A 15,206-nucleotide genomic window follows, 5' to 3' on the forward strand; every position below is an offset into this window, starting at 1 on the left:
CTTTATTCCTCCAATAATCCCGCAAATTCTTTTGCATGTTGTTTTTCATGTTTCGTACTTGCTAATTTTTGTTTTTGTCTTTGCTCTTGTTCTCGCTGTTCTTTTCGATTTTCATCTTTATCTGAATAGCTAATTTGAATATTGATTTCTTTTTCTTTTAACTTCAGTCTCAATTCATCAAAAATGATTTCAACACGTTTTTTCGCATCATGTTTTTCCATTTCTACGTGAACATCAATTTGATCTCCATGTTTTTTCATAAACACTGTTAATGTACCAAGTTTTTCTGGATTTAACTGGAACAAAACACGTTCTTGTTTCACTACAAACTTTTGCAGTGCTTCTACTTGTGCTTCCATTTTCTTTCCTAAGTCAGGCAATGAAACTTTCTCAGCGCCACTATTGGATTTTCCTACTTGGTCGGTACTCGTTGCTTTATTTAGTAACTCCGCACCCGTTGAACTCGAATCGTTTAACACATCACCTTCAGGAAACTCTATCTTTACATCATCGCCCTCAGCTTTTGGAAGATCTACATCTAAGTCTTTGGAATCTTCTTGTTTCTTTGCAATATTACAAGTTTCTGTTTCTACAACTTTCAATACTTGCATCGTTTGCTCTGGCATCGTCACTTTATCTAATACCATTTGCATTGTATCTTCTAAACATATAGCATTTTTGATATTCATATTTGAAAGAAACTCTTGCAACTGTTGTAATTCAGCTGCAGGTAATTCGTTAAGTTTTATATTTCCATATTCCTTATATAGCTCTTGTATTTTTTGTATGTATTGATATAACAATTCTGGCTGCACACGTAATTGCTCAATTGCAACCATTTGCTCAGATACAGCTAATAACAACTGTTCTGTCTCTTTTTTTTCTTCTTTCTTTACAATTGGCTCTTCTTTCGTTACTGATTGTTTAGAAAGAATATTTTCTTCTTTTGGTGCTTCTTCTTGTTTCATTTTCTCCGTTTTCGGCTGCTTTTTATTTTCCATTCTCATCGTACGATCGAATGAAGAATCTTCACTTTTTGATTGTACTTCTAGCCCTTTTTCTTTTTGCGGAGGTAAACTTTGTTGCACCGGTAATACAGACTGTATCACTATATTCACCTCATCCATTCATACACATTTTCAAATCAAGAAGCATTTTTTCTTCCTGCTTTTCTCGTACTTTCGCAAGCTTTTTACAATCTTCTTGATACATTTCATCAATGACACGTTCTTTTTCTTTTACTTGTTCTAAAAGGCTTTCATTTTTTTGAATAAAATCTTCCGTTTTTTTAATTTTCCGATTCCATTCTTCTATTCTTTCAGGTGAAAACGTATGTGAGGAAAGCATACCTGCCATTATACGTTGCCCAGTTTGTACGACTTTACTACGCGATTTTACTACATATAAATCATATTCTTTTTTTTGTTCTATTTTTCTTTTTTCAGCTATTAATTCATACACTTCTTTCAAAATCTGTTCTTTTTCTTGATCTATTTGCAACTTTATCGTGTCGTACTGCTGCTTATCCACCTGTTTTTATAGCCCCTTCCTATTATAACGCTCTCTTTTTCTATTATATAGTTTTTTTCCAAAAAAATCTGTGAAATATTAAAAAACAAAAAAATAAGACCTCTTGGGCAGAGGTCTTATACGATATGGTGCATCGCTTCAACAATATCATCAAATTGGAAACTATCAGATCGACCTTGTTTTAAAAACGTATTTATACCTTCTACTTTGTTTTTACATTTAAAAATATAAGCATTTTCTGCATTTTCTTGAATCGTCCCTAATTTAAAATACAATTCATTTTCTTTATAAACAGATAAGATTTTTCTCATTTCATTTGCAAGTTGCCAATGGTTAGATGACACGATTTCTTCCATAATCCTACTTACTGAATCTAGCACTGAAATGGCAGGGTAATGACTGAGCGTTGCAAGTTCACGCTTTAATACAATATGTCCATCTAAAATACCACGTGCTAAATCTGGTACAGGGCCGTTTAAATCGTCTCCATCAACGAGTACGGTATAGATACCTGTTATTGATCCCTTTTGCGTTTTCCCGGAGCGCTCTAACAGCTTCTTCATATAACTTTCCATTAAGAGTGTTTTACCACCGATCGGTAACTCTTTAACGGCAATATCAACACTTCTACGTGCATCAGCAAAACGAGTAACAGAGTCCATCATAAGTAGTACGTTATTGCCTTGGTCTCGGAAATATTCAGCAATAGATGTTGCAAGCTTAGCTGCACGAAGTTGCATAAGATGACTTTCATCTGACGTCGCTACAACAACGACGCTTTTCTTCATACCTTCCTCGCCCAATTCTTTTCGAATAAAGTCCTTTACTTCTCGGCCACGCTCTCCCACTAAACTAATAACGTTTATATCAGCTTTTGCATTTTTAGCAATCATTCCGAGTAAAGTAGATTTACCAACACCTGATCCAGCAAAAATACCAATCTTTTGACCGATGCCAATTGTTAACATGGAATCAATAGATTTGATTCCCGTTTCAAATACATCGGTAATTTCTTCACGTTCAAATGCATGAATAGGCGGGGCATCTAGTTTTATTTTTTGCAATGGAATGTTTTCAGTGTTCTCGTTTAACACTTCGCCATTTGCACTTAACACTTTTCCGAGCAAATGATTACCACGAGGTATAACAACATCTTCTGCAATTAGTGTAACTGAATCTCCGTAACATACTTTTTCTGTCTGTTCAAACGGAAGTAACATATTGTTTTCTTTTTCAATTGCAATCACTTCACATAAAACATTATGTTCTCCAACGAAACAAACATCTCCAATTTTCGCCTTTGGCCCTTTCGCTACGAAAAACTGTTCTTGTACACTATGAACTTTACCGACTTTCGTATAAAACGGGGTTTCAATAAATGTATTCCACTTTTGGTTTTCATTCATTAACAGTCGATTCATACATTTTGCTCCTCAAATAACTTCTCTTCTTCCCATTTCTGGCGAAGTTTCGCAAATATAGGTGCAAACTTAAATTCAAAGAACTCTTTCTCTTCTTCTAGAACAAATTCACCGAACTGTAAGGAGAAATCATATTTCCATTCTACTAATTGTAGTAACCAATATTCTTTCGTATTTTCCTTCTCTTCTTGAATGCGTTCAAATGTTTCTGGATGTACGGTAATGACCAATTTTTCAAACGAAGTCGGCAACGTTTGAACGATGCCAGTTAAAATGGGTAACACATCAAGTAAGCGCGAATCTACTGCTTGATTCACAATTTTTTCTGCTAGTTGAAAAGATTGATCCCATAATAATTCTGTCCATTCGTATGCTGTTTCTTGTTGTTCCTTTTGAAACTGTATACGTGCGGATTCTATCTCTTTCATCTGCTGCTGAACATGCATTTGAAATTGTTCTTGATCATGTAATAACTGCTGACGCTCTCGTTCTAATATTTGTTGTTCTTGCCTTAGTTGATTCAGCTCAATATGTAATGATTGTTGCTGTGCAAGGAGCTCTTCATGGTCCACCTGTATTTCTTCTTCTACTTGAACTGGTATTGGTTTTGGAAATTGTAATTCATACGTTTCTTCAGAAAAAGAAACAGAATTCTTCGGAATTCTGTTTTTAAATAAGGACATCATCTTCACCTCTTTGAACGATAATTCTTCCTTCCTTCTCTAGCTTTTTCACTGTGCCTGTAATCGTTTGCTGTGCTTTCTCAGCATCCGTCATCTTAAGCGGTCCTAAGCCATCTAATTCTTCTAGAATCATCTCTTTACGGTTTGAAGACATACATGTAAATAATTTCTCTTTAATCTCTTCTTTTGCAATTTTAAGTGCTTTCGCAATAACACCATTATCTGTAATTTCCTCTAACACACGACGAAGTGCAAGATCTTCAAGTCCAAGTAAGTCTTCAAATACAAACATGTTTTCTTTAATTTTCTCAGATAACTCATAATCCATTTCATCCAGCTTTTGAAAGACTGTTTTTTCAACACCTCGTGAAACGTTATTTAAAATGTTTACTATTGTTTTCAAGCCATCTGTTTTATTAATTGCATTAAATGCCATATTATTTAATTTTGATTTTAATAAATCCCCAATTTGATTTATTAATTCACCATCTACTTGCTCTAGCTTCGCAATCCCCATTACCGTTTCTACTCGCTTATGATCTGGTAATCTCTCAATTAATTGAGAAGCAAGCTGCGGTTTAATATAAGAAGCGATAATTGCAATCGTTTGTGGCGATTCATCATTAAGTACAGTAAGAAGTGGTTCTAAATCTGTAAGTGAATTTAAGAATTCAAACGGATTATCTTTGTTATACCAAAGATCTTCCAATAATTTTTCTAGTTCATCTTCTGGCATATTTTTAAATATGCGACGAATATATTCTTTATCTGGAGTCACTAGGTTTAATTCTTTTACATTTAATTCATACAAGAACTCCCCTAGTACATTTTCTAACGTTTCCGGTTTATATACACGAAACTTCGCGATTTCACGAAGTAATACTTCTTTTTCCTCAGCCGTCATATATTCAATGACTTTTGCTGCCACCCCTTCTTCTAATGTACGAATAAGGATGGCAGCTTTTTCTTTGGAGGAGATTTCATCTAACATCGTTGTTCCTCCCTTACTGTCCATTTAACCATTTTTTAATTACTTTTGCAGTTCCTTCTACATGTTCTTTCGTAGCATCATGCACTTGTTCATCTAACGTTGGTTCTTTCGGTTCTTCTGGTTCTGGTTTTGGCTCTGGTACTATTTTTTCTTCAGGAATTTCCATGATACTTTCATTACTTGCAGCAATTTCCTCTTCTGCTAAGTATTCTTCATATTCCTCTTCTTCTTTCTTTCTCTTACGTCTTGCTAATAAGAACCATACTAGACCACCAATTGCTAATAAACCAGCTGGAATTCCACCGAATAACCACCAGTTTATACCGCTTTCTTCTGGTTCTTTCTTCTTCTCTTCTTTCGGCTGATCAAACTGAACAGTTACAACGTTAACTTGACCGTTTGTAAAGTTTCCATTCGGATCAACTTGAAGCCCAGCAGCTGTGCCGATTGCTTCTTTGAAAGTAGTCATATCTATTTTTCGTTTTACTAACGTATCGTTGTCTACCCATACTACAACATTTGTTTTCGTTAATTCTGGGTGTTTCTTAATTGTTTCAACTGTTTTATCTATTTCATAGTTTTCAATTTTGTTACCATTTTTATTATCATAGACGATTTTACCATTTTGATTATTGTTCGTACCGTAGTTTGGTACTTCACCGTTCGCTGTAATACCAGCGCCTTGTTTCGTCTCTGCTCCTTCTTGTGCAGTAGAGCTTTCTTCTTGCTCTTGTTTACTACGAAGTACACCTTTATCACCATACTTTTCTGACTGACGTGTAACTTCGTCGTAGTTTACAGAGACTTTCGTATTCACTTTATATTCATTTGGCTTAAACATCGTCATTAACGTTGCATCGATATCTTGCTTTAATTTACCTTCAATTTGGTGTTGCATCTCTACTTCTTTCTCATAAGAAGAGGAACTACTAGAATGTGCTTCATCTGCCCCTTTTGAGATAACACCTTTTTTACTATCTATAACACTCACTTCTTCGGCTTTTACACCAGGAACTGCCGCACTAATCATTTGCTGTATACCCGCAACTTGATCAGCCGTTAATAATTGACCACGCTTCACTCCAAGCGTAATCGCCGCTGTCCCCTTTGCTTTCTCTTCATCAAAAATTGTCTCTTTTTCAGGTAATGTAATTTGAACATTCGCCGTTTCAACTGTCGCAAAGTTTCTTACAATATCTTGTTCCAATTGCTTTTTCGTACCGACAATTTGTTTCATTTTTTTATCTTGCTCACTTGAACCGAGCGAGCTTTCTAATAAAATTTCCTCACCGCTTTTAGAATTAAACGGTAAGCCCATCCCATTCATTTCTTTTCGAACCCATGGAGCATCATTTTTTTGCACACGAATCGATCCATCGGCCGCTAACTGATAATCGACACCTAACTTTGATAATTCTGCTGTAATCTCTTGCTTATCTGCATCATTTAAATTTTGATATACAACAACATATTTATCTGGCAAGGTGAAGTATAAAAGTGCTCCTGTTACAATCGCTAAAAGCGCAGCACCGATTACTAACTTATGCCACGTTTTTAACGATTGGATAACATTTTTCATCTTTTCCATTTAAACACACCCGTCCACTTTCCTAAATTTGCATATTAATTAGTGACTTATAATTTTCAATAAGATTATCACGTACGAGAGCAGCCGTTTTCATTTGAGATTCAGCCTTCTTCTGCTGAATTAAAACGTCATGCGTTTCTCCTACCCCTTTAGTTAGTAAATCATATACTGCTGTTTGCGCATTGTTTTGCGTTTGATTCATATCTTCCAATAAATCAATAAACTTTTTCCCTTCAACTACAGATGTTTGAGAAGTTTTCGGTGCACCAATTGACTGAATTGCTCCAAATGGTTGCGTATTTAGCATTGGTTGGATTTTCATATTACTATATTCCCCCTTATCCTCGGCCGATTTCTAAATCTTTATCAAGCATTTTTTTATTCGCATTTAATACACTTGTATTCGCTTCGTACATTTTTTGGGCAACCATTACATTCGTCATTTCAGCAGTCACATCCATATTTGGATAACGTACATATCCTTCTTCATTTGCATGCGGATGTGTTGGGTCATACACTAAGTTCTCAGTTTTATCTGCTTCAATACTTTTTATTTTCACCCCATTAGTAGGAGACCCATCTAACATATTTGCAAAACTATTGTTTGATTCTAGCACTACACTGCGACGCTCATATAAATCTGCCCCCGGAGCAGCCGTTGTATTTGCATTTACAATATTGTTAGAAGTAACTTCCATCCACTTTCTCGCTGTCGTTAGTCCTGAGCCACTTGCATTAATTGCCTGAAACATCATTGTCTCTCCTTCTACTTTTAACGTCCGCGTGCCGCTTGGTTAATTGCATATTGTGTATTAATCGCGTTAATTGAAATACCGTATAACTGATTTGCTTTCATTAAATCTAGCATTTCTGTCGTTACATCCACACTATTTCCATCTTTATTCGTTTGCATTGATTTTGTTTGAATCTTTGCATATGTATTTTTCATATTTACTGTCGGTAAGTGCATTTCATTCGTTTGATATAAATCTGGATTGCTCTTTAAGTCTGCAACATTGTTCTTATATAATGCACTACTTTTATTCATTTGCTCAGCAAATGCTACATCTTGTGCTTTATAGCCGGGTGTATTCGCATTTGCAATATTACTAGAAACAGTATTTCGTTTCGTCACTAAATAATTCATATAATGGCCTACATCACTCACTAAATCTGGCATATTCCACACCCTTTCTTTTTTAACTTAATGATCCACTGATGGAAGTTTCACTTCATTATTTATTTTCTTATATGTATTTATTAAAATATTAACAATCATGTACCCTTACATATTTTATTCCATTTTTCCATTGTTGTCTTTAGAAAAATACAAAAATATAAAAAAGAATACAAAAAAACTGTATACACGCAATAATCTATGAAACATTTCAATATATAATCTACACACTAAAGTCCATTTTCACATTATTTAGATTACTACTGTTTTTTCATTACAGTCATAAAATGAAACCTCAATCAGCGGAAGTCTTTATTTAAACAAAGGAATGGATCCCCTCTTAAAAGGGGAATCCGTTTCTAAACTCTATCACTAAAATTTACCGTAAAATGAATTAGCTTTCATGCGCCCATCATTTGTCATAATCATTTCTTCTAAAATCTTTTGCTTATCTCGAATATGCTGCGCCGCCTTAATAATGAATGGGCTTACTTCTGTTGCAACTTGTGCACGCGTTTCTTCATCCAATGTCATCATCCAACGATTTAACATCTCACTCTTCTCAGCAAACTCTCCATCTGACACTTGTAATTCACCGATTTCATTAAAACAGCCAACAAACGTCCGATAAATATCATTGTTCATTTTCAAGTGCTCCGCGGTAACCATCTATTAAATCTTGTAACACTTTCACAATCGCATCCATGTCTTTTGCTTCACGCGTTACTTTCATCGTTTGAATTTGAATGCTAATCCAATCGTATAAGCTATATAAACTATCATATAAATCTTTCGTAATCTCAGGATTTAATTGAAGTTTTAATTCTTCAAAAATACGTTCTAACTTTTCAAGAAGCGCATCTCCTTCTTGTAGTTTAAAAGTATGTAACAGTTCTTCTAAATTACGAAACTCTACAATGCATCTTTCATAAATAAAAATTGTATTTTTAATTGGATTACTCGTCATAATATCATTTTGCATATAGCGTTGCCATGCTTGCATACGATCACTTCCTCAACTATCATTAATCATCACTTTTTTGTTTTGTCATTGCTTTAATTGTTTTTAATTGGCTATCAAGCGCCGCTAATGTACTCTCTAGCTTTTGATACTTCTTCACAATTTCATCTTGCTTTTGCAAGTTTTGCGTCTCAATATCTTTAATCTTTTTATCTAAATCACTTACACGTGAATCAATGTTTTTTACTCGTTCTCCAACTACACCTTTATCACCAAATAACTTATCAAGTGGTTCTTCCATCATTTTTCCTAAACCGTTAGAACTAAAGAAAAATTGCTTCGCTGCATCCGGTTTTTCTTTTAACGCTTTCGTTAATGCTTCGTCATTAACTTCCATCGTTCCATCTTGTTTTAATTGAATACCAAATGTGAATAAGTAATTACCATCTTGTGAAAATGTTACAACATTGTTCATAGCTTGACGCACACTTTGCATAATAGCTTGCCCTTGGAAGGCTCCACCTTTACCAGCAAAGATATCTACGGTAGAAACAGCTTTATTATAATCTGCAACCATCTTTTTAATAATATTTGATGCGTCTGTTACGTTTGAGTCACTTACTGTGAATTTTAGATCTATGCCTTTTGCTTTTGGTTCTGTTGTTGTACCTGCATCTGGTGTTCCTTCTACTTTCGGCTCAGTTACTTTCAATAATTCAATTTTCACACCTGGAAGTGTTTCAATGGTATTGCTCGGACTTGTACCATCAATACCATTAATAGTATATTTTGCATCCAACGCTTCATTAATAGTATTTAATTTCATTTCCGTCGTAGATTCCACTTTCGAATAAAATAATTCTGTAAGTACATTAGGCGGTGTCTTTTCTAATTTAATTTCATTCGTTGCCCCTTCTTTTTTCGAGGTCATGAAAATCTTATTTCCAAGTGTATAAGCTGATACACCATAATCTCCATCATTAATTTTGTTAATTAAATCTTTATATGTCATATCAGTTGTTACTTTTAGTTCTTTATCGCCTAGTTTTAATGTTTCATCTTTAGGAAGTTTTGCATTTATATCTTTAATTTCATTAGAAGCTATTTGATGACGCTGTGCAAGCTGTGTAATTGTCATATTGAAAGTGCCAGCAATCGCACCACCATCAGCTTTTACATTAATATAACCGTCTTGTGATGTTGTTACCTTTTTCTCATTTCCTTTAAAAGCTGCTAAGTTTTTAAAAGTTTGCGTAAAAGAGCTAAATTCAGATTTTAAACTTGTATATAATAGTTTATCTTGTGAAAGTTGGTTCTTTTCATTAGCATAAGGCGTCTTTCTCATTTCTAACGCTTGCATTTCTAATTCTACAAAGTTAGATGTATCGATCATATTATTTCCGAGGTTCCATATTTGTTGTCTACCACCGATACCCGTTAATGTTCCTGCCATATTTCTCACTCCTTATAGATTACATGTAGTCTAAAATACTCGTTTTACTCATCGTACTAACAGCTTTTAACGTAGCTTCATACGTTGCGTTTATATAAGCTAAATCAGAAATCGCTACCGCTAAGTCAACATCTTCAATTTCTTTACGGTTTTCTTGAAGTGCTAAGTTTTGCTCGCTTAAAATTGTTTTAAACGTCTCCATTGTGTTCATTGTCGAACCAACTTCAGTTGTACGATTAATGATGCCATCTAAATTTTTCTTATTTTCTCCTAATAAAGGCTGTAATGCTTTTTGGTCACCTTTTTGCATCGCTTCACTCATCTGTTTTAACGTTTTTATAACAGGGGATAATAGCGCTTCACCGTTACGAAATGCTTTTAATTCATAACCGTCATTTAGTTGCCAGTTCACATCATTTTGTCCACCTTGATACGTACCATCTTCTGTAAATGGTGGTTTCTCTGTACTATCACCACCGAAGATATAACGACCTTGCTCTTTCGTATTCGCTAAATATACAACTTGTTTTAAAATTTGATCAATCTCTGCACCGATGGCCTTCAATTCTTTTTCACCATTTTGCTCACTTAATGCCTGTAACATTAATTGATCTGCTCTTGTTAAAGATTTAAAAACACCTTGTAAAGTATTTTCAGTTTGTGTTAATACATTTTTCGAATCCGCTAAATCTTTTTGCATTTGTTCAATATTCGCCAATGAATGTTGAATCGCAAATGATTTACTTGCCGCAAGTGGATCTTCACTCATAAAAAGGTTTTTCTTCCCTGAAGTTACTTGATTTCGGTGGTATTGCTGTTGCACATTCAAATCCATTAACTGATTCTTTGCCCAGCTTGCATTTTGAAATGTAGATACTCTCATTTCTATCTCCTCCTTATATATTTCCAATCAATTACTATCATTTATCGAATAATCGAAAATAGACTATCAAACACTTCATTCATCGTAGTAATAGCTTTAGAGTTTGCAACGAAATATTTTTGGAAGGCCATTAAATTAACCATTTCCTCTTCCATATTAACGCCTTCAACTCCCATCTTCTCTTGCTGAATCCCCTCTAATAAATCTCCATGAATTTTTTGATAAGCATTCACTGCACTTTTATCAGATGCAACACCAACTACGAATTGGTCTAATGCTTGTTTATAAGAAAGACCTTCTTTATAATTCCCATCTGTAATTGCTGCTAGTTTATTTGCTGTTTCAGCTGATATTTTCATTTTCGAAACATCTTTTGCAAATTCAGGGTTTAATTTCATATCTTTCGCTTGATCTCCAACGAAGAACTCTTTCCCCATTACTGTGTTCACTTCATTCTTTACAGAACTCATTAGTTTTTCAAGGTTTTTCTTATAACTAGCAATCTTCGCTTTTGTATCGATCGCTGATTGGATTGCTCCACTAGTTAAAGGAATTTCCGAACCGTAAATTTCAGCAGTCATTGGTTCTTTTTCTTTATTTAATTGAAGTGGATATGTATCTTGTCCATTTACTGTTAAAACACCATTCATTCTAACACTCGCGATATTAGAATTCATAGATTCATAAGACACTTCTATATTTGCATACTTAGACATTTCTGTAATGATACGATCACGTTCATCTAAAAGTTGATTCGGCACTTGTGTACCTGCTTGTCCAATTTTTTTATTCGCTTCCGCTAAACTACCAGCAAGACGATTAAATTCATTGACATGCGCTTCAATATCTTCTGTCGTTTGTGCTTCTGCTGTATCTAAGCCTTTCGCTAGACGATTTACTTGACTTGTAAACTTCCCAGTTTCAGAAATTAATGTATCGTAGTAATTTGGTTGTTCTGGATTTTTTGCGACTTCACGAAAGGCATTAAAGAAGCCATCCATTAAACTAGATAATGAATTCTTTCCTGTCGTTCCAACCATAGATTCTACACGTGATAAAGTCGAATTCATGTAGTTATAGTATGAGAGTTGGGATAATTGATCGTTAAACTGTTTCGTCTTCACTTCATCTGTAATACGGTCAACACCTAACGTTTGTACACCGTAACCTATTTTTTGTTCCGGTGAATAGCCCTGACTTGCTCCAGCCGATCCGTAATTCACCATTTGACGCACATAACCAGGCGTATGAATGTTTGATAAATTTTGTTTCGTCGTTTGTAATCCCATTTGTGCCGCTAACAAACCCGATAGCGGCGTATTATAATCAGATAATCTCATAATCTTTCACTTCCCCTTTACAATAGTTCGTTCATAAAGATTTGTGAATTATTGTTTCGCTCTAAATTATATTCAGAAACGGAATCCACAATACTTTCTGTAGTTTTTAATAGTACGTTTAAGTAATATTGATTTTTCAAAAGAATCATTTTTACATTCTCTTCTAATTCAGCTACATTTTTTTGTAATTCTTCCATTTTTTCAATTTCTTCGTTAGAAAAATACGAAAATAACGCACTTACGCGAAATGATTCCACTCCTTGTTCTTTACAAAACTGAACAACCATTTCTTCAAATGAACTTGATAACTTTTTTAAACCATCAATGTACTGCAATTGCTCTACTTGTAACTTTTGAACTGCATTTACATTTTTATGCTTCAAATTCTCATATATTTGTTCACCGAGCGTTTGAATATTTTCATATGCTTTTTGAATAATAACGAGCTTTTCATATAATTGTATGTACATATAGCTTCCTTCCCTTTTACAAGACTAAATTTACAATTAAACCGTGGATTTCTCCAATCTGATTTAACATTTCTAAATGTCCCGTTTTCGTATTAATTAAATTCATAACATCTTCTAACTCATTTAATCCCATTTCCGCCTGTTTCACAATCGTCATTTTCTGTGAATATCCGTAACGCGGATGACGAGACATAACATCTTTATATTGCAATACATTATCTACGTAAAAATTCAAAAATGATTTTACTGTATTTTTGTATTCCATTACATTATCAAGCGTTAATTCCATTTCAATTTTCTCTTTAATTTCTCCAATGTTATCGACAAATGCTTCCATTTGCTCTAGCAATTTATCTTTTTTCGGATCTGCATGCAAATTATCCGAAAATGCAAGTCCTGTCCTGACATTTGCTTCTTTCGGCATTTGAGTAGCAGGCGGTATATGCGATAAAATTGGATTATGCGAGATCGAACGCAGCATATATATCACCTATTTATTTTTTTATTTCTTCCTAAACTTAATCGTAAAATCCAGTTATTTATAATTATACTCTGAACACTAATATTTTGCAGTTATTTTTTATAAAAGATATGTTACAATTTAGCATGAGGTGGCACAAATCTATGAATATTTTTCTTTGTGGTTCAAATCAATTAACAGCATTAGATCAGGAAGAAATAAAAAAATTTTTAACTGACTATGCTCACAAACATAAAATTTACATATTATGTTATAAATCTATTGAAAATGAGATTCTTCGTTTTTTCATTGAAAACGAAAGGCTCGCTCAAAATTTATGCCTTTACACGCTACAGCCGTTACAAGTATTAACAGATGAATTTCAAGAGGTCGTTGATTACTTAAAAAGACACGGAGCCGAGTATGTCGCTTTTGATCATCCTTCCGACTCCATTTACCGATCAGATTATATGTTTTTTGTAAAACAAATAATCGAAGATACCGATTTAGTTCTCTGTTTTTATAATGGGGACAAGCATACATCTGTCATTCCCGTTGACATTGCAAAAGATGCAGGAATTGATGCTGTTATTTATGATTTACCAGGTTTACATGAAAAACAGATGAAAAAAAACTTTGAACAAAAAATCCGTATGATGTAAAGGGGGAGGCACAATATCGTTATTGTGCCTATTATAAATATGATAATTGAACAAGATTATGATCATTTTATCGCGAGTTTTAAACAACAATTCAATATGGATATCGCTTCATATAAACAAGATAGAATGCGTCGTAGGATCGATGCTTTTATTTCGAGAAAGGGCTTTGTGAACTACACTAGTTTTTTAAGTAATTTACGTACCGATCAAAATTTATTTTTAAGTTTTATCGACTATATTACAATTAACGTTTCGGAGTTTTTTAGAAATAAAGAACGTTGGCAAACGTTAGAAACGAAAGCACTACCAAAATTACTCGAACAAAATAACGGAAAATTAAAAGTATGGAGTGCCGCTTGCGCTGCTGGTGAGGAACCATATACACTCTCTTTAATCTTATCGAAACATTTATCTCCATTTCGTTTTGAAATCCAGGCAACAGACCTTGATTTTCACATTTTAGAAACTGCAAAACGCGGTCAATATACAGAACGTTCTTTAAAAGAATTACCTATCGATTTGAAAGAGCGTCATTTCACAAAAGAGAATGAAATATATTCATTACATCAAAACATTAAACAAAACGTGACGTTCAAACAGCACGATCTTTTAATGCAGTCGTTTGATACAAATTATGACTTAATCATTTGTCGTAATGTAATGATTTACTTTACTGAAGAAGCAAGGGTAAAACTTTATGAAAAATTTAGTCGCGCTTTACGAAAAGGCGGCGTATTATTTGTTGGTAGTACTGAACAAATTTTAACACCTGAACGTTATAATCTTCAGCGATTTGATACATTCTTTTACGAAAAAATATAAAAGAGGTCGTCACAATGTAAAGTGACGACCTTTTTATATAACTCGAATTAAAATAATAGCAACAATCCATGCAAAGAGAAAAAGAAACGTCATAGACCATTTATGTTCTTGCATCGTATGTTTCAAAGCCTGTGATAATTGTGTCATATTCATTTCTGCAAGTGCTCTCCATACGCTTACATCCCGCTCTTTAGCAGTGCGATCTGTAACGCTAATTAAAATGGTTTCGTTAGACAATTTCGTTATATAAGCAGTAATAACCGTTACCATTAAATTTATATTTCCTTCTGACGAATCACTTTCTACTCTAGAAATAAGTGCACTTACATCTAATAACGGAATATGTACCTTTCTACCAAATGATAGTTGTACTTCTGCGAAATCATACGTTCCATCTAACAAAGGAAGTTCTTTTATATGCGCTTGCTTAACAAGTCCTTGCAAGCTTCTCATTACTTGTTCAAATATTTTATCTGTTTGCTTTCCTTCTCCAGATAACGTATGTAACTTTTTAAAGAGTTGCAATACTGTATCCATCTCTTTAGAAAGCATTTCCTTCATAACCTTTCCATCACCTAAACTTGCAAGCAAAATACCTATTTCATTATTTTTCGTAATAATTTTAGACTGTCCAGTAAACACTAAATTACTACGCTTTCGTTCTTTCTGAATTTCATGTTCCGAAATAGCTGCAGGCTGTTTTAATGGTTGTAGCGTCTTATCTTCAATTGTCGTACGTTTAATTTCCATTTAAGCGCCTCCACT

The 15,206-nt window shown here is 34.0% G+C and carries 19 protein-coding genes; 2 read left to right on the forward strand and 17 right to left on the reverse strand.

The genetic code is table 11. From position 1 onward, the window contains the following. Positions 1-2 precede the first annotated feature (2 nt). The 16 genes from V7S50_RS03785 to V7S50_RS03860 form a co-directional block, all read right to left on the reverse strand. Positions 3-1,109, reverse strand: a complete 1,107-nt coding sequence (locus tag V7S50_RS03785) for a flagellar hook-length control protein FliK (RefSeq protein WP_242251286.1) — start codon at positions 1,107-1,109, stop codon at positions 3-5. Between the two features lie 10 nt (positions 1,110-1,119). Then, positions 1,120-1,530: a cytoplasmic protein gene (locus V7S50_RS03790; RefSeq protein WP_242251285.1), complete on the reverse strand. Its 411-nt coding sequence runs from the start codon at positions 1,528-1,530 to the stop codon at positions 1,120-1,122. A 116-nt stretch (positions 1,531-1,646) separates the two neighbouring features. Then, positions 1,647-2,951, reverse strand: coding sequence for a flagellar protein export ATPase FliI (gene fliI / locus V7S50_RS03795; RefSeq protein WP_242251284.1), 1,305 nt, complete (start codon positions 2,949-2,951; stop codon positions 1,647-1,649). Continuing rightward, positions 2,948-3,634: a FliH/SctL family protein gene (locus V7S50_RS03800; protein WP_242251283.1), complete on the reverse strand. Its 687-nt coding sequence runs from the start codon at positions 3,632-3,634 to the stop codon at positions 2,948-2,950. Before V7S50_RS03800 ends, fliI begins: the two co-directional genes overlap by 4 nt. Continuing rightward, a complete protein-coding gene (locus V7S50_RS03805) occupies positions 3,621-4,625 on the reverse strand; it encodes a flagellar motor switch protein FliG (protein ID WP_000883361.1) in 1,005 nt (334 codons plus the stop codon). Before V7S50_RS03805 ends, V7S50_RS03800 begins: the two co-directional genes overlap by 14 nt. Positions 4,626-4,638: 13 nt before the next feature. Continuing rightward, positions 4,639-6,213, reverse strand: a complete 1,575-nt coding sequence (locus V7S50_RS03810) for a flagellar M-ring protein FliF (protein WP_242251282.1) — start codon at positions 6,211-6,213, stop codon at positions 4,639-4,641. A 22-nt stretch (positions 6,214-6,235) separates the two neighbouring features. Then, positions 6,236-6,535 (reverse strand): flagellar hook-basal body complex protein FliE, encoded by a 300-nt coding sequence (gene fliE / locus V7S50_RS03815; RefSeq protein WP_000701682.1) that lies wholly within the window; start codon positions 6,533-6,535, stop codon positions 6,236-6,238. Between the two features lie 16 nt (positions 6,536-6,551). Further along, entirely contained in the window at positions 6,552-6,965 is a 414-nt protein-coding gene (flgC, locus tag V7S50_RS03820; RefSeq protein ID WP_242251281.1) for a flagellar basal body rod protein FlgC, read from the reverse strand. Between the two features lie 20 nt (positions 6,966-6,985). Further along, positions 6,986-7,393, reverse strand: a complete 408-nt coding sequence (gene flgB, locus V7S50_RS03825) for a flagellar basal body rod protein FlgB (protein ID WP_242251280.1) — start codon at positions 7,391-7,393, stop codon at positions 6,986-6,988. A gap of 369 nt (positions 7,394-7,762) precedes the next feature. Beyond that, positions 7,763-8,035 (reverse strand): flagellar biosynthesis protein FlgG, encoded by a 273-nt coding sequence (locus tag V7S50_RS03830; protein WP_242251278.1) that lies wholly within the window; start codon positions 8,033-8,035, stop codon positions 7,763-7,765. Continuing rightward, complete coding sequence (locus V7S50_RS03835; RefSeq protein ID WP_242251276.1) at positions 8,025-8,393, reverse strand: flagellar export chaperone FliS; 369 nt, start codon at positions 8,391-8,393, stop codon at positions 8,025-8,027. Before V7S50_RS03835 ends, V7S50_RS03830 begins: the two co-directional genes overlap by 11 nt. A 22-nt stretch (positions 8,394-8,415) precedes the next feature. Continuing rightward, entirely contained in the window at positions 8,416-9,804 is a 1,389-nt protein-coding gene (locus V7S50_RS03840) for a flagellar hook-associated protein 2 (RefSeq protein ID WP_242251275.1), read from the reverse strand. Positions 9,805-9,823: 19 nt separating this feature from the next. Then, a complete protein-coding gene (locus tag V7S50_RS03845; protein ID WP_098199310.1) occupies positions 9,824-10,687 on the reverse strand; it encodes a flagellar hook-associated protein 3 in 864 nt (287 codons plus the stop codon). Between the two features lie 41 nt (positions 10,688-10,728). Next, positions 10,729-12,027, reverse strand: a complete 1,299-nt coding sequence (flgK, locus tag V7S50_RS03850) for a flagellar hook-associated protein FlgK (RefSeq protein ID WP_242251274.1) — start codon at positions 12,025-12,027, stop codon at positions 10,729-10,731. Between the two features lie 17 nt (positions 12,028-12,044). Continuing rightward, positions 12,045-12,497: a hypothetical protein gene (locus tag V7S50_RS03855; RefSeq protein WP_088327452.1), complete on the reverse strand. Its 453-nt coding sequence runs from the start codon at positions 12,495-12,497 to the stop codon at positions 12,045-12,047. Positions 12,498-12,513: 16 nt separating this feature from the next. Further along, complete coding sequence (locus tag V7S50_RS03860) at positions 12,514-12,978, reverse strand: YaaR family protein (RefSeq protein WP_000946323.1); 465 nt, start codon at positions 12,976-12,978, stop codon at positions 12,514-12,516. A 143-nt stretch (positions 12,979-13,121) separates the two neighbouring features. Between V7S50_RS03860 and V7S50_RS03865 the strand changes: the two genes are divergently transcribed. Continuing rightward, positions 13,122-13,619, forward strand: a complete 498-nt coding sequence (locus V7S50_RS03865) for a flagellar motor switch protein FliG (RefSeq protein ID WP_098201784.1) — start codon at positions 13,122-13,124, stop codon at positions 13,617-13,619. A gap of 39 nt (positions 13,620-13,658) precedes the next feature. Next, positions 13,659-14,441, forward strand: coding sequence for a CheR family methyltransferase (gene cheR / locus V7S50_RS03870; protein ID WP_242251273.1), 783 nt, complete (start codon positions 13,659-13,661; stop codon positions 14,439-14,441). Positions 14,442-14,474: 33 nt separating this feature from the next. Here the strand turns inward: cheR and V7S50_RS03875 are convergent, their stop codons facing one another. Next, positions 14,475-15,191: a hypothetical protein gene (locus V7S50_RS03875; RefSeq protein ID WP_242251272.1), complete on the reverse strand. Its 717-nt coding sequence runs from the start codon at positions 15,189-15,191 to the stop codon at positions 14,475-14,477. Positions 15,192-15,206: the final 15 nt, after the last annotated feature.

Origin of the sequence: Bacillus sp. CCNWLW194 (assembly GCF_037120585.1) — a bacterium.
Classification (GTDB): domain Bacteria; phylum Bacillota; class Bacilli; order Bacillales; family Bacillaceae_G; genus Bacillus_A; species Bacillus_A basilensis.